This window comes from Cellulosimicrobium sp. TH-20 (assembly GCF_002105775.1).
Lineage (GTDB): Bacteria > Actinomycetota > Actinomycetes > Actinomycetales > Cellulomonadaceae > Cellulosimicrobium > Cellulosimicrobium funkei.
In genome coordinates this window covers 1,466,751-1,484,862 of the sequence record NZ_CP020857.1, presented here as the reverse complement: position 1 = coordinate 1,484,862, position 18,112 = coordinate 1,466,751, and the positions used below count along the sequence as shown (strand labels likewise).

17 protein-coding genes, 1 tRNA gene and 1 other RNA gene are annotated in these 18,112 nt (G+C 73.9%); 8 read left to right on the top strand and 11 right to left on the bottom strand.

Annotation, left to right across the window (positions count from 1 at the left end):
* Positions 1-6: 6 nt before the first annotated feature.
* Together B8281_RS06630 and ffs are read right to left on the bottom strand one after the other, a co-directional pair.
* Positions 7-909, bottom strand: a complete 903-nt coding sequence (locus B8281_RS06630) for a MetQ/NlpA family ABC transporter substrate-binding protein (protein ID WP_043652304.1) — start codon at positions 907-909, stop codon at positions 7-9.
* A 473-nt stretch (positions 910-1,382) separates the two neighbouring features.
* An RNA gene (ffs, locus tag B8281_RS06625) (signal recognition particle sRNA small type) lies at positions 1,383-1,479 on the bottom strand.
* Between the two features lie 166 nt (positions 1,480-1,645).
* Here ffs and B8281_RS06620 point away from each other — a divergent pair.
* The 5 genes from B8281_RS06620 (at position 1,646) to B8281_RS06600 (ending at position 6,209) form a co-directional block, all read left to right on the top strand.
* Positions 1,646-1,731: transfer RNA gene (locus B8281_RS06620), tRNA-Ser, on the top strand.
* 291 nt (positions 1,732-2,022) lie between these two features.
* Positions 2,023-2,724 carry a TetR/AcrR family transcriptional regulator gene (locus B8281_RS06615; protein ID WP_085387294.1) on the top strand — a complete coding sequence of 234 codons (702 nt, stop codon included), beginning with the start codon at positions 2,023-2,025 and terminating at the stop codon, positions 2,722-2,724.
* Positions 2,721-3,656: an ABC transporter ATP-binding protein gene (locus B8281_RS06610; RefSeq protein WP_085387293.1), complete on the top strand. Its 936-nt coding sequence runs from the start codon at positions 2,721-2,723 to the stop codon at positions 3,654-3,656. Before B8281_RS06615 ends, B8281_RS06610 begins: the two co-directional genes overlap by 4 nt.
* Positions 3,653-5,317, top strand: a complete 1,665-nt coding sequence (locus B8281_RS06605) for an ABC transporter permease (protein ID WP_198163173.1) — start codon at positions 3,653-3,655, stop codon at positions 5,315-5,317. Before B8281_RS06610 ends, B8281_RS06605 begins: the two co-directional genes overlap by 4 nt.
* A gap of 64 nt (positions 5,318-5,381) precedes the next feature.
* Positions 5,382-6,209: a hypothetical protein gene (locus B8281_RS06600; RefSeq protein WP_061268970.1), complete on the top strand. Its 828-nt coding sequence runs from the start codon at positions 5,382-5,384 to the stop codon at positions 6,207-6,209.
* Positions 6,210-6,237: 28 nt separating this feature from the next.
* On the opposite strand, the gene B8281_RS06595 is transcribed toward B8281_RS06600, so the two are convergent.
* The 8 genes from B8281_RS06595 to B8281_RS19460 all read right to left on the bottom strand — a co-directional run bounded on the left by B8281_RS06595 (position 6,238) and on the right by B8281_RS19460 (position 14,781).
* Positions 6,238-6,732: a hypothetical protein gene (locus tag B8281_RS06595; protein ID WP_085387291.1), complete on the bottom strand. Its 495-nt coding sequence runs from the start codon at positions 6,730-6,732 to the stop codon at positions 6,238-6,240.
* A 131-nt stretch (positions 6,733-6,863) separates the two neighbouring features.
* Positions 6,864-7,574, bottom strand: a complete 711-nt coding sequence (locus tag B8281_RS06590; protein ID WP_021483553.1) for a response regulator — start codon at positions 7,572-7,574, stop codon at positions 6,864-6,866.
* Positions 7,571-10,084 (bottom strand): ATP-binding protein, encoded by a 2,514-nt coding sequence (locus B8281_RS06585; RefSeq protein ID WP_085387290.1) that lies wholly within the window; start codon positions 10,082-10,084, stop codon positions 7,571-7,573. Before B8281_RS06585 ends, B8281_RS06590 begins: the two co-directional genes overlap by 4 nt.
* Positions 10,085-10,086: 2 nt before the next feature.
* Positions 10,087-10,701 carry a potassium-transporting ATPase subunit KdpC gene (gene kdpC / locus B8281_RS06580; protein WP_061268974.1) on the bottom strand — a complete coding sequence of 205 codons (615 nt, stop codon included), beginning with the start codon at positions 10,699-10,701 and terminating at the stop codon, positions 10,087-10,089.
* Between the two features lie 26 nt (positions 10,702-10,727).
* A complete protein-coding gene (kdpB, locus tag B8281_RS06575) occupies positions 10,728-12,881 on the bottom strand; it encodes a potassium-transporting ATPase subunit KdpB (RefSeq protein ID WP_085387289.1) in 2,154 nt (717 codons plus the stop codon).
* Positions 12,882-12,884: 3 nt separating this feature from the next.
* Entirely contained in the window at positions 12,885-14,558 is a 1,674-nt protein-coding gene (gene kdpA / locus B8281_RS06570) for a potassium-transporting ATPase subunit KdpA (protein ID WP_085387288.1), read from the bottom strand.
* A complete protein-coding gene (locus tag B8281_RS19225; protein WP_021480408.1) occupies positions 14,558-14,647 on the bottom strand; it encodes a potassium-transporting ATPase subunit F in 90 nt (29 codons plus the stop codon). The genes kdpA and B8281_RS19225 overlap by 1 nt, the downstream gene beginning before the upstream one ends.
* Positions 14,644-14,781, bottom strand: coding sequence for a hypothetical protein (locus tag B8281_RS19460; protein WP_163188684.1), 138 nt, complete (start codon positions 14,779-14,781; stop codon positions 14,644-14,646). Before B8281_RS19460 ends, B8281_RS19225 begins: the two co-directional genes overlap by 4 nt.
* A 229-nt stretch (positions 14,782-15,010) precedes the next feature.
* Between B8281_RS19460 and B8281_RS06560 the strand changes: the two genes are divergently transcribed.
* The 3 genes from B8281_RS06560 to B8281_RS06550 are packed head-to-tail and all read left to right on the top strand — an operon-like array spanning position 15,011 to position 16,642.
* Entirely contained in the window at positions 15,011-15,307 is a 297-nt protein-coding gene (locus tag B8281_RS06560; protein WP_021480409.1) for a type II toxin-antitoxin system VapB family antitoxin, read from the top strand.
* 25 nt (positions 15,308-15,332) lie between these two features.
* Positions 15,333-15,983, top strand: coding sequence for a LytR C-terminal domain-containing protein (locus tag B8281_RS06555; RefSeq protein ID WP_043652283.1), 651 nt, complete (start codon positions 15,333-15,335; stop codon positions 15,981-15,983).
* A 50-nt stretch (positions 15,984-16,033) separates the two neighbouring features.
* Positions 16,034-16,642, top strand: coding sequence for an N-acetyltransferase (locus B8281_RS06550; protein WP_085387287.1), 609 nt, complete (start codon positions 16,034-16,036; stop codon positions 16,640-16,642).
* A 78-nt stretch (positions 16,643-16,720) separates the two neighbouring features.
* Here the strand turns inward: B8281_RS06550 and B8281_RS06545 are convergent, their stop codons facing one another.
* Positions 16,721-18,055: a uracil-xanthine permease family protein gene (locus tag B8281_RS06545; protein ID WP_085387286.1), complete on the bottom strand. Its 1,335-nt coding sequence runs from the start codon at positions 18,053-18,055 to the stop codon at positions 16,721-16,723.
* Between the last annotated feature and the right edge of the window lie 57 nt (positions 18,056-18,112).

Genomic DNA, 18,112 nt, shown 5'->3' with positions numbered 1-18,112 from the left:
CCGGGGTCAGCCGCGGATGTCGTCCTCGATGCCCGCGAGGATCTCCTGGAGCTCCGCCGGGGAGTTCTCCTTGATGACGGCGGTGCCGCCCGACGCCTTCTTCTCGGCCTCGACGACCTCCGGCGAGTGCGAGAGCTCGGCGAGCTTGAGCAGCGTCTCGTCGTCCTTGTCCTCGGCGCGCGCGACCCACACGTTGATGTAGGGCTTGGCGGCGTCGGAGTCGGGGTCGTCCTGGAAGAGGGCCTCGTCGGGCGAGAGGCCCGCGTCCTCGACGAAGTCGTTGTTGATGATCGACGCGTCGACCGACTGGAGCTGGATCGGCGTCTGCGCGGCGTCGACGGGCGTGACGGTCACCTTCGAGCTGGGCAGCACGTCGGCCTCGGTGGAGATGGAGCTCCCGCCGTCCTTGAGCTCGACGAGGCCGGCCTCCTGCAGCACGAGGAGCGCGCGGGCGAGGTTCGTCGGGTCGTTGGGCACGGCGACCTGGCCGCCGTCGGGGATCTGCTCGAGCGACGTGTGCTTCGTCGAGTACAGGCCGAGCGGGTAGACGGCGGTCGCGCCGATGGGCTGCAGGTCGTCGTTCGCGTCCACGTTGTAGCCCGCGAGGAACTGCAGGTGCTGGAACTGGTTCACGTCGAGCTCGCCCTGGGACAGCGCGGGGTTCGCCTGCGTGTAGTCCTGGAGGTCGACGAGCTCGACGTCGATGCCCTCGGCCTCGGCCTGCTCCTGGAAGACGGCCCACTTGTCGTCGGACGCGCCGACGACGCCGACGCGGATCGGGCCCTCGTCGCCGCTCTCGCCGGAGGCGCCGCCCGAGGAGTCGCCGCCACCGCACGCGGTGAGGGTCAGGGCGGCCGTCGCGGCGATCGCGGTCCAGGTCAGGCGCTTGCGGGTGGTGGAGAACGACATGGGGGTTCCTTCCGATGACGGCGGCGCGGTCACGGGTGGCGACCGGCACGGCCGGGGGTGCAGGGGGTCCCTGCGAGGCGGTGGGGTTCGGGGTGCTTCCGGCGGGCCATCAGCCACGCGGCGAGCGGGGGCCGGTCGTCGTCGAGGACGACGCGGCGGGTGCGGCGCAGGTCTCCCTGCGGGTCACGACGGCGTCAGCAGCCGCACATTCGCCCGGTGCGCACGCGGCGACAGCACGACGAGCCGGCGCAGGCTGCTGCGCGCGGGATCGTGGTCACGACGTGCTGACGGGTCATGCCGACATCATGGGCACGACGACGGCCCGCACGCCAATCTCCGACCGCGAAAGTCCACGATGTGGACCGGAAAGTGATCGCATGCCGGGAACGGAAGCGTCTCGACCGGGTTAAAAGGGGCGAATGCCGCAGGGTGGAGGCGACTCGGCCCGACGGCGGAGCGGGCGGTCCGGGGACACAAAGGACCCCTCGCACACCCACCAGAGCTCACCTACCCTTGCTGCCTTCCGGCCCTGGGGGAGTTCGGCGAGATGATGCCGCACGAGGGGTCTGCACCCACCCTAGCCCAGGTCGGCGCCGCGCTCGAAACCCGCTCCACCGCGCGCCGCACCGCGCGCCCCGGCACAGGCTCCCCGGAGGCGATTCGGCCGGGGCGCCGCCGTCCGGTATCCTCGTTGCGCTGCTGTCGGTGCGCATCCGTGCGTCGCCGACCGTCGCCAGGAGGATTCGCCTAGTGGCCTATGGCGCACGCTTGGAAAGCGTGTTGGGTTAACAGCCCTCGGGGGTTCGAATCCCCCATCCTCCGCGGACCGAAGGGCCCGCCGCACTCGCGGCGGGCCCTTCGTCGTCGTGGTGCGGGCGCACACCGAAAAGGCCCGTCGCACAGGTGCGACGGGCCTCTCGACGTCCCGACGGTCCGACGCGCCGGGACGTGGCGCCGGCGGTGCCGCCGACGGCTCCCCCCAGCCTACGGGTGTCCGGCCCGGAACGGCAGGGGTGGAGAGCCCCGGAGTCCCGGATCTTCGCCACATCCACCCACCCTGGGAGCACCCTGGACCCCTGGACAGGCGTTGAACGCGTGTTTAGTCTATTGAACATGCGTTCAGAGCAGCCTCCGCGGGCCGGTCGGGCCACGCCCGCGCCGTCGGGCACCGACGACCTCACGACCCGTGCCCGCATCCGGGACGCCGCGATCTCGCGGTTCGCGCGCGACGGGTTCGGCGCGCCGCTGCGCACCATCGCGGCGGACGCGGGCGTGAGCGCGGCGCTCGTCGTGCACCACTTCGGATCCAAGGACGGGCTGCGCCGGGCGTGCGACGCGTACGTGTTCGACGCCGTCCGCGCCGCGAAGACCGACGCGATCTCGCCGCAGGACCCGGCGGCCGGGCCCATGGCGCTGTTCACGCAGCTCGCCGGGATCGAGGACTACGCGCCCGTGTTCGAGTACACGCTGCGCAGCCTCCAGGCGGGCGGCGACCTCGCACGGTCGTTCGTCGAGCACCTCACGCAGGTCACGCTCGAGTACATGGAGGACGGCGTCGCCGCCGGGGTGATCCGCCCGAGCCGCGACGAGCCCGCCCGCGCGCGGTACCTCGTCTCGCTCTCCCTCGGCTCGCTCCTCGTCGACGGCGCGCTGCGCGACCGGACCGAGCCGCGCGAACCCGAGACCGACCTCCGCGAGTACGTCGAGCGCGTGATGCTGCCCGCGCTCGAGGTCTTCACCGAGGGGCTCTTCGTCGAGCCGACGCTGCTCGACGCGTACGTCCGGCACACCACCCACCAGGAGGAGACGCGATGACGAGCACGACCCCCGCCGTCGAGGTGCACGACCTGCGCAAGGCGTTCGGCCACGTGCAGGCGCTCGACGGCCTCGACCTGACCGTCCGCACGGGCGAGGTCGCCGGGTTCCTCGGGCCCAACGGCGCCGGCAAGTCGACCACGATCCGGGTGCTGCTCGGGCTGCTGCGTGCCGACTCGGGGACCACCCGGCTGCTCGGCGGGGACCCGTGGCGCGACGCCGTCGACCTGCACCGCCGCCTCGCGTACGTGCCGGGCGACGTGAGCCTGTGGCCGAACCTCACCGGCGGCGAGGCGATCGACCTGCTCACCCGGCTGCGCGGGCGCGTCGACCCGCGCCGCAAGGCGCTCCTGCTCGAACGCTTCGAGCTCGACCCGTCGAAGAAGGCGCGCACGTACTCCAAGGGGAACCGGCAGAAGGTCGCGCTCGTCGCGGCGTTCGCGTCCGACGTCGAGCTGCTCGTGCTCGACGAGCCGACGTCCGGCCTCGACCCCCTCATGGAGTCGGTGTTCACGCAGTGCGTGCGCGAGGTCACGGCGGAGGGCCGGTCGGTGCTGCTCTCGAGCCACATCCTCGCGGAGGTCGAGAAGCTGTGCGACACCGTGACGATCATCCGGGCCGGCCGCACCGTCCAGTCCGGCACGCTCGCCGAGCTGCGGCACCTCACGCGGTCGTCGGTCACCGCGGTGACCGACCGCGACCCCGCCGCCCTCGACGCGCTCGACGGCGTGCACGACCTCCTCGTCGAGCCCGGCGCCGACGGGACGCGGGCGCGTTTCGACGTCGACAACGACCACGTGGAGCCCGTGCTGCGCGCGCTCACCGACCTCGGGCTGCGGTCCGTCACGGTCACCCCGCCGTCGCTCGAGGAGCTGTTCCTGCGCCACTACGGCGACGAGCTCGCCCAGCTCGACGGGGCCGGTGCGCTGTGAGCGCCCCCACCGCGACCCCGCCCCGCGGACGAGGCGCCGCCGTCGCTCCCGAGCCCCCGGGTCCCGGCCGCGCGGCGACGGGCTGGCTCACCCTGCTGCGCTTCGTCCTGCGCCGCGACCGCGTCCGCATCCCCGTGTGGACGGCGTCCGTCGCGCTCCTCTTCGGGTACGCGGCGGTCGCCCTCGACACGCTCTACCCGACGGCGGCCGACCACCAGGTGCGCGCGGCGCTCGTCTCGAGCCCGGCCGGGATCATGCTGTCCGGGCCGCAGTACGGCATCGAGGACTACACGCTCGGCGCGATGATCGCCAACGAGATGGCGCTCACCGTCATGGTCGCGGTCGCGATCATGAGCATCTTCCTCGTCGTGCGGCACACGCGCGCCGAGGAGGAGACCGGCCGGGCCGAGCTCGTCCGGGCGGGCGTCGTGGGGCGGCACGCGCCCGCGACCGCGGCGTTCGTGGCGGCGGTCGTCGCGAACGCGGCCATCGCGCTCGCGACCGGCGTCGTGCTCGTCGCGACCGGGCTCGACGCCGTGGACTCCCTCGCGCTCGGCGCCGCCGTCGGGGTCACGGGCCTCGTGTTCGCCGCCGTCGCCGTCGTGACGAGCCAGGTCACCGAGCACGCGCGCGGCGCGAGCGGGCTCGCGCTCGCCGTGCTCGGCGTCGCGTTCCTGCTCCGCGCCGTCGGCGACGTGCAGGAGGAGCACGGGAGCTGGGTCTCGTGGCTCTCCCCCATCGGGTGGGCGCAGCAGATCCGGGCGTTCGTCGACCTGCGCTGGTGGCCCCTCGGCCTGTCCGTCGCGCTCGTGGTACTGCTCCTCGCCCTGGGCGCGGCGCTCGCCGCCCGGCGCGACCTCGGCGCCGGGCTCGTGCCGCCCCGCGCGGGCCGGCCCGACGCCGCCCGCTGGCTCGCGAGCCCGCTCGCCCTCGCGTGGCGTCAGCAGCGCGCGTCCGTGCTCGCGTGGGCGATCGGGATCGGCGTCACGGCGCTCGCGTGCGGGACGTTCGTCGACTCGGTGGGCGACATGGTCGCGGCCAACCCCGAGGTCGCCCAGATGATCGGCGACGCGTCCGACCTCGTGGCCGGCTTCGTCGCCGTCATGGCGCTCTTCCTCGGGCTCGGCGCGGGCGGGTTCGCCGTCGCCTCGGCCCAGCGTGCGCGGGGCGAGGAGACCGCGGGGCGGCTCGAGCCGGTGCTCGCGACGGGTGTCGGGCGCGTGCGGTGGCTCGCGGGCCAGCTCGTCGTGACGCTGGTCGGGACGTGCGTGCTGCTGGCCGTGAGCGCCGTCGGGCTGTGGCTCGGCGCCCTGAGCGTCGGGGAGGACGCGTTCGGCCTCGGTGACCACCTCGCCGCGTCGTTCGCGTACCTGCCCGCGGTCGCGGTCGTCGCGGGGGTCGCGGTGGCGGCGTTCGGGTCGCGCCCGGGCCTCGCGGCGCTCGCGTGGGCGCTCCTCGCCTACTCGTTCGTCGTGACGATGTTCGGCGCCCTGCTCGACCTGCCGTCGTGGGCGAGCGGGCTCTCGCCCTTCTGGCACGTGCCCCAGCTCCCCGGGGCCGACGCCGAGCCGTGGCCCTTCGTGTGGCTCACGCTCCTCGCCGTCGTGCTCGTCGCGCTGGGCCTCGCGGGCTTCCGCCGCCGCGACGTCCCGCGCCCCTGACGCGTGGCCGTCGTGGGCTCCGGCTAGGCTCGATCCACCTTTTCCGACCACGGAGGTGACGGTCATGTCCACGCCCGACCGGAGCGACGCGACGCGCTCGGCCAGGGCCACCCTGCACGAGTGGGTCGACGCGATCCCCACGCGGGAGCCGACCGAGGGTGCCGGAGCGCGCGAGCCGCGCACGTGGGTCGCGGCCCTCGCGCTCGAGGGCACGTGGCTGGGCCTGTACCAGGACGCGTACCGGTTCACCGAGACGGAGTGGGACGAGCTCGTCGACGACCTCTCCCGGTACGCCGACGTCCGGCCGCCCGCGCGCGCCGTCGTGTTCCGCGACGTCGAGCTCGACGAGGACCCGTTCCGCGACGACGAGCGCCCGCTCGTGGACGCGGTGCTGCGGGTCGCGCTCGAGGAGGGGGTCGAGAACGTCACCTTCGCCGCGGTCGCGCGGCGGTGCGACCGCAGCGAGTCGACCCTGCGGTCGATGTTCGGGGACGCGGAGACGCTGGTCGACGACGTCGCGATCGAGGTCGTGCAGTCCGGGTTCGACGACCTCTCGCCGCTGCGGCTCGACCCGTCGCGCGCCGCGGTCGCGGCGTCGGTCGCGGCGCTCGACGACTCGCGCAAGGCGGCGGCGCTCCTGCGCCTCTACGCCCTCGGCGGGGTGGCGCGCGACGACGTGCCCGAGGGCCAGCACACCGTCCACGCGGACGTGCTGCGCGCGTGGCGGGAGGAGGGCGCGCCGTCGTCCCTCGTGCTCGCGGCGCTCGCGTGCGACGGCTGGCGGGCGGGCGAGCGGCAGCGCGCGCTGCTCTTCCCTCCGGCCCTGCCGGGTGCGGTCGTGCGCGAGCTCGCGCGCCTCGTCGACGACGCCGCGGGCCCCGTGACACCGTAGCGGTCCCCTCACGGCCCGCGGCTCCCGCTCAGCGCCGGAGCTCGCGCTCGTGGACGACGCCGGGGCACGGGACCGCGACGACGTCACCACGCCGCAGGTCCTCGGGGAGCCGCGCGACGCCCCCGGCGCGACCGGGTGCGGGGTGCACGGTGAAACGGCGCAGGGGCGTCGCCGAGACGCGGCCGACGAGCCGGGCCTCCTCGACCACCGCGCCGCACGCGTCGAGGTCGGCGTCGAGCCACACCTGCCGGTGGTGGCCCCCGAGGCGCGGGACGACGTCCTCCACCCCGGCGAGCACGACGCACCGCGGCGACGCCTCCCACAGCCGCCCGACGCGGCCCGGGTCGGCGCTCGCGGGCACGTGGACGGTCGGGGTCGCGCGCAGCCGGGCGCAGGCGGCGAGGCTCGTCCCGTCGACGAGCACGTCGTGCGGGGCGAGGACGGTGCCGCCCGGCCAGGCCGACGAGGGAGCGCCGCGCAGCGCGGCGAGCCGGGCGGAGAACGCGGTGTGCACGAGAGTCATGACTCCGGTCTACCGCGCGCGGCGGGGGCGGGAACCGGGCCTGACGGAACGCACACGGCCCGCGCCCGGATCCTCACGGCCTCCCGACGGGCGTGGTCGCCGCCCGTCGGGAAGCCGCCCGCGGACGGCCCTCAGGACGCCGCGGTCGGCGCCCCGGGGTCCGGCTCGAAGCGGTAGCCCATGCCCGCCTCGGTGAGCAGGTAGCGCGGGGCCGCCGGCTCCGGCTCGAGCTTCTTGCGGAGCTGCGCGACGTACAGGCGCAGGTAGCCCGTGTCGCTCACGTGCTGGGAGCCCCAGATCTCCGTGAGCAGCGTCTGCCGCGTGACGAGCTTGCCCGGGTTGCGGACGAGCCGCTCCAGCACCTGCCACTCCGTCGGGGTGAGCCGCACCTGCTCGGTCTGGCCGTCGCGCACGCGCACGACGCTGTGGGCCGACAGGTCGACCGTCACGTCGCCCAGCACGACGACCGGCGCGGAGTCCTCGTGCGCGACGCGGCGCGTGAGCGCGCGGATGCGGGCGAGCAGCTCCTCGATGGAGAACGGCTTCGTGACGTAGTCGTCGGCTCCCGCGTCGAGGGCCTCGACCTTGTCGGCGGCGCCCGTGCGCCCGGACACCACGAGGATCGGGGCGTCCGACCAGCCCCGGACGGCGTGGATCACGTCGAGGCCGTCGAGCTCGGGCATGCCGAGGTCGAGCATGAGGACGTCGGGCCGGTGGTCGATCGCGCGTGCGATCGCCTGCGAGCCCGAGGTCGCCGTGATGATCTCGTAGCCCTGCGCGGTGAGGGTGATGCGCAGGGCGCGCAGGATCTGCGGGTCGTCGTCGGCGATGAGGATCTTCATGGCGCGCTGGTCTCCGGTGCGTCGGGGTGGGGCGTCGGGCCCGCGGCGGGCAGGGCCACGACCATGGTGAGCCCTCCGCCGGGGGTGTCCTCGGGGGTGAGCGTGCCGCCCATGCCCTCGACGAACCCCTTCGACAGCGCGAGGCCGAGCCCGAGGCCGGTCGTGTTGTCGGTGTCGCCGAGGCGCTGGAACGGCACGAACACGTCCTCGCGCCGCTCGGGCGGGATGCCCGGGCCGTGGTCGACGACGCGGATCTCGACCGACCCCCCGAACGCGCTCGTCGAGATCCGCACGCGCTCGTCCCGCGGCGAGTGCCGCGTCGCGTTGGCGAGCAGGTTGACCAGCACGCGCTGGAGCAGCACGGGGTCGGCGACGACCGCGGGGACGTCGAGCTCGAGGTCGAGCTCCACCTGGGCGGGCCCCAGGCCGAGCTCGTCGAGCGCGGGCAGCACGACGTCGGCCGGCTCGACCTCGGTGCGCGACACCCCGAGGACGCCCGCCTCCAGCCGGCTGACGTCGAGCAGGTCGGTGATGAGCGTGCCGAGCGCGCCGAGGCTCTCGTCGGCGGTCGCGAGCAGCTCGTCCCGGTCGGCAGGGCTGAGCGCGCCGCGCGTCGAGCGCAGGCCGCTCACGGCGGCGGTCGCGGCGCTCAGCGGACGGCGCAGGTCGTGGCTCAGCGCCGACAGCAGCGCGCTGCGCACGCGGTCGGACTCGGCGAGCTGGTCCATCTCGCTCGCGACCTCGGCGAGGTCGCTGTGCTCGAGCGCGGCCTCGAGCTGGACCGCGATGACGTTGAGCAGGCGCCGCTCGGACGCGGCGAGGTCCGGCCCGAACAGCTCGAGGTCCGCCCGGTCGTCCACGCGCACCGTGGTGCTGGGCGCGCCAGCCCCCGGGTCGCCGTCGGCCGCGAGCTCCGTCCCGGAGACGACGAGCCGCGCCCCCACCATGCCGAACGCCTCGCGCGCCCGGCTCACGAGGGCCTGCACGGCGTCCTGCCCGCGCAGGACGCTGCCCGCGACCGTGGCGAGCACCTCGGACTCCGCGGCCGCCCGCCGGGCCGCGCGCGTCGTGCGCGCCGCGCGGTCGACGACGACGCTCACGAGCACGGCGATGACGACGTACAGGACGAGGGCCACGAGGTGGAACCGCTCGCCCACGGTGATCGTGTGCAGGGGTTCGACGAAGAAGTAGTCGAGCGTGACGCCCGACAGGACCGCGGCGTAGACCGCGGGCCAGACGCCCCCGACGAGCGCGACGACGACGACGAGCAGCTGGTACGCCAGGACGTCGGTCACGAGCGTGTCCTCGTCGCGCGCCGTGACGAGGAGCCAGGTGAGCAGCGGTCCGCCGACGAGCGCGAGGACGAACCCCGCGACGCGACGCCGCAGGGTGAGCGCGCCGCCCGAGCGGGGCAGGCGTGCCCCTCCCCCGGCGGCGGCGTGGTTGACGATGTGGACGTCGATGTTGCCCGCCTCGCGCGTGACCGTCGCGCCGATGCCGGGGCCGCTGAGGGCCGACGCGAGCCTGCCCCGGCGCGAGACCCCGATGACGAGCTGCGTGGCGTTGACGCCCTTGGCGAACTCGACGAGCGCGGTGGGGACGTCGTCGCCCACGACCTGGTGGTACGTCCCGCCGAGCTGCTCGACGAGCGCGCGCTGGTGCGCGAGCGCGCCGGGGGCCGCGTCGCGCAGGCCGTCCTGCGTCGTGACGTGCACCGCGAGGAGCTGGCCGCCCGCCGACCGCGCGGCGATCCGGGCGCCGCGCCGCACGAGCGTCTCCCCCTCCGGGCCGCCCGTGAGCGTCACGACGACGCGCTCCCGCGCCTCCCAGGTGCTGTCGATCCCGTGCTCGGTCCGGTAGAGCCGGAGCGCCGCGTCGACCTCGTCGGCGAGCCAGAGCAGCGCGAGCTCGCGCAGCGCGGTGAGATTGCCGAGGCGGAAGTAGTTCGACAGCGCCGCGTCGACGCGCTCGGCCGGGTACACGTACCCGCCCGCGAGGCGGTCGCGCAGCGCCTGGGGCGCGAGGTCGACGACCTCGATCTGGTCGGCGCCGCGCAGGACGGCGTCGGGGATCGTCTCGCGCTGCACGGCGCCCGTGATCTTCTCGACCACGTCGTTGAGCGACTCGATGTGCTGGATGTTGACGGTCGAGATGACGTCGATCCCGGCGTCGAGCAGCCGGTCGACGTCCTGCCAGCGCTTCTCGTGGGCGAGGCCCGGCGCGTTCGTGTGCGCGAGCTCGTCGACGAGCGCGACGTCCGGGCGCCGCGCGAGGACGGCGTCCAGGTCGAGGTCCGTGAGCGCGACGCCCCGGTGGGTCACGCGGACGCGCGGCACCACCTCGAGGCCCTCCGCCATGGCCGCCGTCGCGGCGCGGCCGTGGGTCTCCACGACCGCGACCACGACGTCCCGGCCCTCGTCGCGCAGACGGCGGCCCTCCTCGAGCATGGCGTAGGTCTTCCCGACGCCGGGCGCCGCGCCGAGGAGGACCCGCAGCCGTCCGCGCGCCATGCTCAGCCTCCGATCCGGTCCAGGTCGACGTTGAGCTCGAGCACGTTCACCGTCGGCTCGCCGAGGTACCCCAGCGCACGCCCCCCAGTGTGCCGCGCGACGAGCTCCTCGACCTGCGCGGTGGTCAGACCGCGCGCCGCCGCGACGCGGTCGACCTGGACGGCGGCGTAGGCCGGGCTGATGTGAGGGTCGAGCCCGGAGCCCGAGGCCGTGAGCGCGTCCACGGGGACGTCGGCCGGGTCGATGCCCTCGAGCTCCGCGACCTGGGCGCGCCGCTCCGTGATCGCGGCGACGAGGTCCTCGTTCTCGGGACCGAGGTTCGAGCCCGACGACGCCGCGGCGTCGTACCCGTCGCCCGCGGCCGACGGCCGGGGCTGGAAGTACTCGGGCAGGGGGTCGCCGTCGGCGTCGGTGAACGCCTGCCCGAGCAGGGCCGACCCGACGACCCGGCCCGCGCCGTCGTGCACGAGCGAGCCGTCGGCGCGCGCGGGCAGGACGAGCTGCCCGACGCCCGTGACGACGAGCGTGTACCCGACGCCGAGGAGGAGGGTGAGGACGAGCATCGCCCGGGTCGCGACCCAGACGACCCGCCCGGTGCTGCGTGCCGTGGTGTTCATGGGGGTTCTCCTGGTCGTCGTACGGGTCAGTAGCCGGGAAGGAGGCGCACGACGAGGTCGATGAGCCAGATGCCGACGAACGGGGCCACGAGGCCGCCGACGCCGTAGACGAGCAGGTTCCGCCCGAGGATCGTCGAGGCGTCGGCGGGCCGGTACCGCACGCCGCGCAGCGCGAGCGGGATGAGCAGCACGATGACGATCGCGTTGAAGACGATCGCCGACAGCACCGCCGACGACGGCGAGCTGAGGCCCATGACGTTGAGCACCTCGAGGCCGGGGAACACGCCCATGAACATCGCGGGGATGATCGCGAAGTACTTCGCGACGTCGTTGGCGATCGAGAACGTGGTGAGCGCCCCGCGCGTGATGAGGAGCTGCTTGCCGATGCGCACGACGTCGATGAGCTTCGTCGGGTCGGAGTCGAGGTCGACCATGTTGCCGGCCTCCTTCGCGGCCGACGTGCCGGAGTTCATCGCGACGCCCACGTCGGCCTGCGCCAGGGCGGGCGCGTCGTTCGTGCCGTCGCCCGTCATGGCGACGAGATTGCCGCCCTCCTGCTCGGCGCGGATGAGCGCGAGCTTGTCCTCGGGCGTGGCCTCGGCCAGGAAGTCGTCGACGCCGGCCTCCTGCGCGATCGCGGCGGCGGTGAGCGGGTTGTCGCCCGTGATCATCACGGTGCGGATGCCCATCGACCGCAGCTCGGCGAAGCGGTCCGCGATGCCCTCCTTGACGACGTCCTTGAGGTGGACGACGCCGAGCACGCGGCTCACGCCGTCCGGCGTCCGCACCGCGACGACGAGCGGCGTGCCGCCCGACTGCGCGACCTCCTCCACGACGTCGTCGAGCTCCGCGAGCACGCTCGACGCCGCCCGCTCGCCGCCCTGCTCGACCCACGCCGTCACGGCGGAGCCGGCGCCCTTGCGGATCTGGGTCCCGTCCGGCTCGTCGAGCCCCGACATCCGGGTCTGCGCCGTGAACGGCACGATCTCGCCCGGCGCGGTCGGCCCGACGTCGAGGCCCCCGCGGCGCGCGAGCTCGACGATCGACGTGCCCTCCGGCGTCGGGTCCGCGAGCGAGGACAGCGCGGCGGCCCGGACGAGCTCGCGCTCGTCGACGTCGCGCAGCGCGACGAACCGCGCGGCCTGCCGGTTGCCGTAGGTGATGGTGCCCGTCTTGTCGAGCAGGAGGGTCGTGACGTCGCCCGCCGCCTCGACCGCGCGGCCGGACATCGCGAGCACGTTGCGCTGCACGAGGCGGTCCATCCCCGCGATGCCGATCGCCGAGAGCAGCGCGCCGATCGTCGTCGGGATGAGGCAGACGAGGAGCGCGACCAGCACCGCGACGCTCACCGGGCTCGCCGCGTACGACGCGACGGGGTTGAGCGTGAAGGCGACCACGACGAACACGATCGACAGCGACGCGAGGAGGATGCTCAGCGCGATCTCGTTCGGCGTGCGCTGCCGGCTCGCGCCCTCGACGAGCGCGATCATCCGGTCGACGAACGTCTCGCCCGGCATCGAGGTGACGCGCACGACGATGCGGTCCGACAGGACGCGCGTGCCGCCGGTGACGGCGGACCGGTCGCCGCCCGACTCGCGGATCACCGGTGCGGACTCGCCCGTGATCGCGGACTCGTCGACCGACGCGATGCCCCAGACGATCTCGCCGTCGCCGGGGACCAGCTCCCCCGCCTCGACGACGACGACGTCCCCCAGCCGCAGGTCGGCCGAGGACACCTCGACCGCGCGGGCGCGCAGGGCGCCGGGGTCGCCCGTCTCGTCGTACGCGGCGACCCGGTGCGCGACGGTCGCGGTGCGGGTCCGGCGCAACGAGTCGGCCTGGGCCTTGCCGCGGCCCTCGGCGACCGACTCCGCGAGGTTGGCGAACAGGACCGTGAGCCAGAGGAACACGGCGATGACCGCCGTGAAGGACCCGGGGACGGGCGTGCCGCCCGACTCCTCCGGGCCGCCGAGGAACGGCTCGACGACCGCGATCACGGTGGTGAGGGCGGCCCCGACCCAGACGAGGAACATCACGGGGTTGCGCCACATCTGGCGCGGGTCGAGCTTGCGGAACGCGCCGGGCAGCGCCTGGCGCACCTGCGACCAGGTGAACAGGCCGCCGGTGGTCGCGGCCGGCTGGCGCACGGCGCGCGGGGAGGGGTGGGTGAGCGTGGACATGGGTTACAGCAGCCCTTCAGCCAGGGGACCCAGCGCGAGAACGGGGAAGTACGTGAGCGCGGTGAGGAGGACCACCACGCCGATCAGGAGCCCCACGAACTGGGGGCGGTGGGTCGGCAGCGTGCCGACGGTGGCGGGCACCTTGTCCTGCTGCGCGAGCGAGCCCGCGAGCGCGAGGACGAGGACGATCGGCACGAACCGGCCGAGCAGGATCGCGACGCCGAGCGCGGTGTTGAGCCACGGGGTGTTCGCGGTGAGCCCGGCGAACGCCGACCCGTTGTTGTTGGCCGCGGACGTGAAGGCGTACAGCACCTCGGTCGTGCCGTGCACGCCGGGGTTCCAGATCGACACCGTCTCGACGCTCTCGCACACGGGCGGGATCGCGAAGCTCAGGGCCGTGCCGGCGAGCACGAGCGTCGGCGTCACGAGGATGTAGAGGCTCGCGAGCTTGATCTCGCGCGGCCCGATCTTCTTCCCCAGGTACTCCGGCGTGCGACCGACCAGCAGGCCCGCGATGAAGACCGCGATGACGGCGAGCACGAGCATCCCGTACAGCCCGGAGCCGACGCCGCCCGGGGCGACCTCGCCGAGCATCATGTTGAGCAGCGGGAGCATCCCGCCCAGCGCCGTGTAGGAGTCGTGCATCGAGTTGACCGCGCCGGTCGACGTCGTGGTGCTCGTGGTGGCGAAGAGGGTCGAGCCGATGATCCCGAACCGCGCCTCCTTGCCCTCCATCGCACCCCCGGCGAGCTGCGGCGCGGTGCCGTTCCCGGCGGACTCCAGCGCGGTGAGCGCGACGAACGACGCCACGAAGAGCACGCCCATCGTCGCGAGGATCGCGTAGCCCTGGCGGTCGTCGCCGACCATGCGGCCGAACGTGCGCGGCAGGGAGAACGGGATGACGAGCATGAGCAGGACCTCGACGACGTTCGTCCACGCCGACGGGTTCTCGAACGGGTGCGCCGAGTTCGCGTTGAAGAACCCGCCGCCGTTCGTGCCGAGCAGCTTGACGACCTCCTGCGAGGCCACCGGCCCGCCCGGCACGCTCTGGGTGCCGCCCGCGAGCGTCGTGACCTGCGTGAAGCCGTCGAAGTTCTGGACGACGCCGCCGACCAGCAGCACGACCGCGCCGACGAGGGAGATCGGGAGCAGGATGCGCAGGCACCCGCGCACGAGGTCCACCCAGAAGTTGCCGATCGTGCCGACCCGGCGGTACGCGAAGCCCCGCACGAGCGCGACGGCGACCGCCATGCCGACCGCCGCGGACACGAAGTTCTGCACCGCGAGCCCGGCGAGCTGCACGGTGTAGCCGAGCGTCTGCTCCGGCGAGTACGACTGCCAGTTCGTGTTGCCCACGAACGACGCGGCCGTGTTGAAGGCGAGGTGCTCCGACGGCGCGGGCAGCCCGAGCGAGTACGGGAGCCACTGCTGCGTGCGCTGGAGCAGGTAGAGCAGCACGAGACCCACGGCCGAGAACGCGAGGATGCTGCGCAGGTAGGCGGGCCACGTCTGCTCGGAGCGGGGGTCGACGCCCAGGACGCGGTACAGGCCCCGCTCGACCCGCCAGTCCTTCGGCGAGGAGTAGACCCGCGCCATGTGGTCGCCCAGCGGGCGGTAGAGCGCCGCGAGGACCAGGGCGACGGTCCCGAGCGCGAGGAGCGCGAAGATCCAGGTCATCAGAAGCGCTCCGGTCTCACGAGCGCCACCACGAGATACACGATCGCCGCCGCACCGAGAGCCACGGCGAGGAGCTCGAGCACGATCACAGCTTCTCCACCGCCTTCCCGATTCCGGCGACCAGCACGAACACGGCGATCACGCCGAGCACGTAGACGATGTCGAGCACGAGACGTCCCCAGGTCGAGACCGACGGCCCCCGGTCGGGGGGCCGGGCGCCCACCGGACGGGGCGCCGACGACGATCGAACACCCGCTCCGGCGCGGCGGAGCCCGTCCTCACGGGACCCATACGGGTGGGGGCGCGACGCTAACGATCTCCTGACGCCCGGCCGCCGGTCCGGGCGGTCGCGGACGAGCCCGTCGGTTCCCGTGGGGAGTTCGTGACGAGTGCGTGACCGGCGCCCCGCCATCGGGGGCGGTGCGCGCCGTCGGGCACCTAGGATGTCCCGCATGATCTTCAAGGCCGTCGGCGACGGGCGCCCCTACCCGGACCACGGCCGGGTCACCGCCCGCGACTGGGCTGAGGTGCCCCCGCGTCAGGTGCGCCTCGACGAGCTCGTCACCACCAAGCGCACGCTCGACCTCGACGCGCTCCTCGCCGAGGACTCCACGTTCTTCGGCGACCTCTTCGCGCACGTGGTCGAGTTCGACGGCGTCCTCTACCTGGAGGACGGCCTGCACCGCGCCGTCCGCGCCGCGCTGCAGCAGCGGGCGATCCTGCACGCGCGCGTGCTGACGCTGCGATGAGCGGCCGGTCCGGTAGGTTGCTGGCGTGACACTCCGCCCCGACACCGCGCGCGCCGTCCGCCGCCGGCGCATGCACGAGCGCCAGGCAGTCGTGTTCGGGCTGCTCATCGCGGCGCTCGCCGTCGTCGGGATCGGCGCCCTCGCCGTGTACACCGGCGCGATCGAGGCGCCGTTCGACCGGGAGCTGTCCTCCCCCGAGGCCGTCGACGACCTCGCGGACGTCAAGGTCCCCTGCCTCGCGGACGGCACCCTGCCCGTCGCCACGGGCGACATCCAGGTCAACGTCTACAACGCGTCCGGCAAGGACGACCCGTTGGGCCGGCTCAACCAGGACATCCTCACGTCGCGCGGGTTCGCGGTGCTCTCGACGGGCAACGCCCCGGACCTCGACGGCGACGGGAAGTCCGACGTCGTGTCGCGCACGCAGATCCACTTCGGTGCCGCGGGCGTCGCGCAGGCGTACACCCTCGCCGCGCACTACGAGAACCCGGGTCTCGTGCTCGACGCGCGCGAGGACGCGACCGTCGACCTCTACGTGGGCGCCGACTTCGAGAACATCGTGGACCCGGAGCTCGTCGGCCTGTCCGGCGACGTCCCGCTCGAGAGCCGTGCAGGGTGCGTCCCGATCGAGGAGATCACGCCCCGCCCGCTGCCCGTGCCCCCCGCCGAGGGCTAGCACGTCCCGGCCCGGCGCCCGCCGGGCACCCTGACCGCCGAACGGTACCCATGAGCACCCTGCCCCTCCGGCCCGCCCGGACCACCGACCCCGCCGAGGTCGACCGCCTGTACGAGATCTGCCTGCGGACCGGTGCGTCCGGCGCCGACGCGAGCGGGCTCTACACCGACCAGCGCCTGCTCGGCGAGGTCTACCTCGGCGCGTACCTCGCGCTCGAGCCGGGCCTGGCGTCCGTCGTCGAGGCCGACGGCGTCGCCGCCGGCTACGTGCTCGGCGCCCGCGACACCGCCGCGTTCGAGGACCGGTGCGAGCGCGAGTGGTGGCCGCCGCTCCGGGAACGCTACCCCCTCGGGAGCTTCCCCGCGGGGTCGCGCGACGAGGCGCTCGTCGAGCAGATCCACCGCCCGCACCGCACGGACCCGTCCGTGCTCGGCGACTACCCGTCGCACCTGCACGTCGACCTGCTGCCGTCGGCCCAGGGCGGCGGCAACGGCCGCCGCCTCATGGAGGTCCTCTTCGACGCGCTGCGCGCCGCCGGGTCGCCCGGGGTGCACCTCGGCGTGGCGGAGGACAACGCGTCCGCGATCGGCTTCTACGAGCACCTCGGCTTCACCCGGCTCGACGTCGCCGAGGGCCTCGTCCTGGGCCTGCGCCTCTAGCCGACGGCCCGGCAGGCTCGCGCCTGCCGGGCCGTCGTCTCCGTGGAGCCTCCGAGGAGGCCGCTCCCGCGCGTCGCGTCAGCGGGCGTCCTCGACCGTCTCGTGGACGGCGGGCTCGTCGCCCCCGGGGGCCGACGCCGGGCTCGCAGGCTCCTGCGTCGTGCCGCGCCACCGCGAGAGGTTCCGCATCACGTGGTAGATCACGAGCGCCGCGGCGGTGCCCAGCGCGATCCCCTCGAACGTCAGGTCGCCCACGGCCCACGTGAAGTTGGCGATGCCGACGACGAGCGGCACGGCCGCGGTCGTGAGGTTGACCGGGTCGGAGAAGTCGACCTTGTTCTGCACCCAGATGCGCGCACCGAGGATGCCGATCATGCCGTAGAGCATCGTCGCGGCACCGCCCAGGACGCCAACCGGGATCGTCGCGATGAGCGCGCCGAACTTCGGCGACAGGGAGAGCACCAGCGCGGTCGCCGCCGCGACCCAGTACGCCGCGGTCGAGTACACGCGCGTGGCGGCCATGACCCCGATGTTCTCGGCGTACGTCGTCGTGCCCGAGCCGCCGCCGACCCCCGCGAACGTCGTCGCGAGGCCGTCGGCGAAGAGCGCGCGACCGGTGAGGTCGTCGAGGTTCTTGCCCGTCATCGCGGCGACCGACTTCACGTGCCCGACGTTCTCCGCGATGAGCACGAGCACGACCGGGACGAACAGGCCGAGCACGGCGACGTCGAACGTCGGCGTGACGAACTCCGGGAGCCCGACCCAGGCAGCCTTCCGCACCTCGTCGAACGACACCTCGCCCTGGATCACGGCCACGATGTAGCCGACGACCACGCCGACGAGGATCGACAGCCGCCCGAGGATCCCCTTGAACAGGACGCTCACGAGGATGATCGCGGCGAGCGTGACGACGGCCGTGACCGGCGCCTGCTGGAAGTTGCCCCACGCCGCCGGGGCGAGGTTGAGCCCGATGAGCGCGACGATCGTGCCCGTGACGATCGGCGGCATGACGACGTCGATCCACCGCGCGCCCGCGACGTGGACCAGGAGACCGACGGCCGCGAGCACGAGGCCCGTGACGAGGATCCCGCCGACCGCGACCGACTGACCCTGGGACGCGGTCGCCGCGCCGATCGGCGCGATGAACGCGAAGCTCGACCCGAGGTAGCTCGGGAGGCGGTTCCGCGTGATGAGCAGGAACCCGACCGTGCCGATCGCCGAGAAGAACAGCGTCGTCGCGGGCGAGAAGCCCGTGAGGAGCGGCACGAGGAACGTCGCGCCGAACATGGCGACGACGTGCTGCATCCCGATCCCGATGGTCCGCGGCCAGGTCAGACGCTCGTCCGGGTCGACGACGTCCCCCGGTCGGACCGTCTTCCCGTCACCGTGCAACCGCCACCCGATGGCGCTCATGTCTCTCCCGTCCGTGAAGCCCGTGTGAAAAAACCCCCGGTGCAGGGTAGTGGCCCG

Bases quoted from the DNA above. Each gene is read 5' to 3' on its own strand.
- B8281_RS06590 (WP_021483553.1), bottom strand. From the start codon at position 7,574: ATGAAGATCCTCATCGCCGACGACGACCCGCAGATCCTGCGCGCCCTG.
- B8281_RS06615 (WP_085387294.1), top strand. From the start codon at position 2,023: ATGCGTTCAGAGCAGCCTCCGCGGGCCGGTCGGGCCACGCCCGCGCCG.
- kdpB (WP_085387289.1), bottom strand. From the start codon at position 12,881: ATGTCCACGCTCACCCACCCCTCCCCGCGCGCCGTGCGCCAGCCGGCC.
- B8281_RS06630 (WP_043652304.1), bottom strand. From the start codon at position 909: ATGTCGTTCTCCACCACCCGCAAGCGCCTGACCTGGACCGCGATCGCC.
- B8281_RS06560 (WP_021480409.1), top strand. From the start codon at position 15,011: ATGATCTTCAAGGCCGTCGGCGACGGGCGCCCCTACCCGGACCACGGC.
- B8281_RS06550 (WP_085387287.1), top strand. From the start codon at position 16,034: ATGAGCACCCTGCCCCTCCGGCCCGCCCGGACCACCGACCCCGCCGAG.
- B8281_RS06600 (WP_061268970.1), top strand. From the start codon at position 5,382: ATGTCCACGCCCGACCGGAGCGACGCGACGCGCTCGGCCAGGGCCACC.
- B8281_RS06595 (WP_085387291.1), bottom strand. From the start codon at position 6,732: ATGACTCTCGTGCACACCGCGTTCTCCGCCCGGCTCGCCGCGCTGCGC.
- B8281_RS06585 (WP_085387290.1), bottom strand. From the start codon at position 10,084: ATGGCGCGCGGACGGCTGCGGGTCCTCCTCGGCGCGGCGCCCGGCGTC.
- B8281_RS06610 (WP_085387293.1), top strand. From the start codon at position 2,721: ATGACGAGCACGACCCCCGCCGTCGAGGTGCACGACCTGCGCAAGGCG.
- kdpC (WP_061268974.1), bottom strand. From the start codon at position 10,701: ATGAACACCACGGCACGCAGCACCGGGCGGGTCGTCTGGGTCGCGACC.
- B8281_RS06545 (WP_085387286.1), bottom strand. From the start codon at position 18,055: ATGAGCGCCATCGGGTGGCGGTTGCACGGTGACGGGAAGACGGTCCGA.
- kdpA (WP_085387288.1), bottom strand. From the start codon at position 14,558: ATGACCTGGATCTTCGCGCTCCTCGCGCTCGGGACCGTCGCCCTGGTC.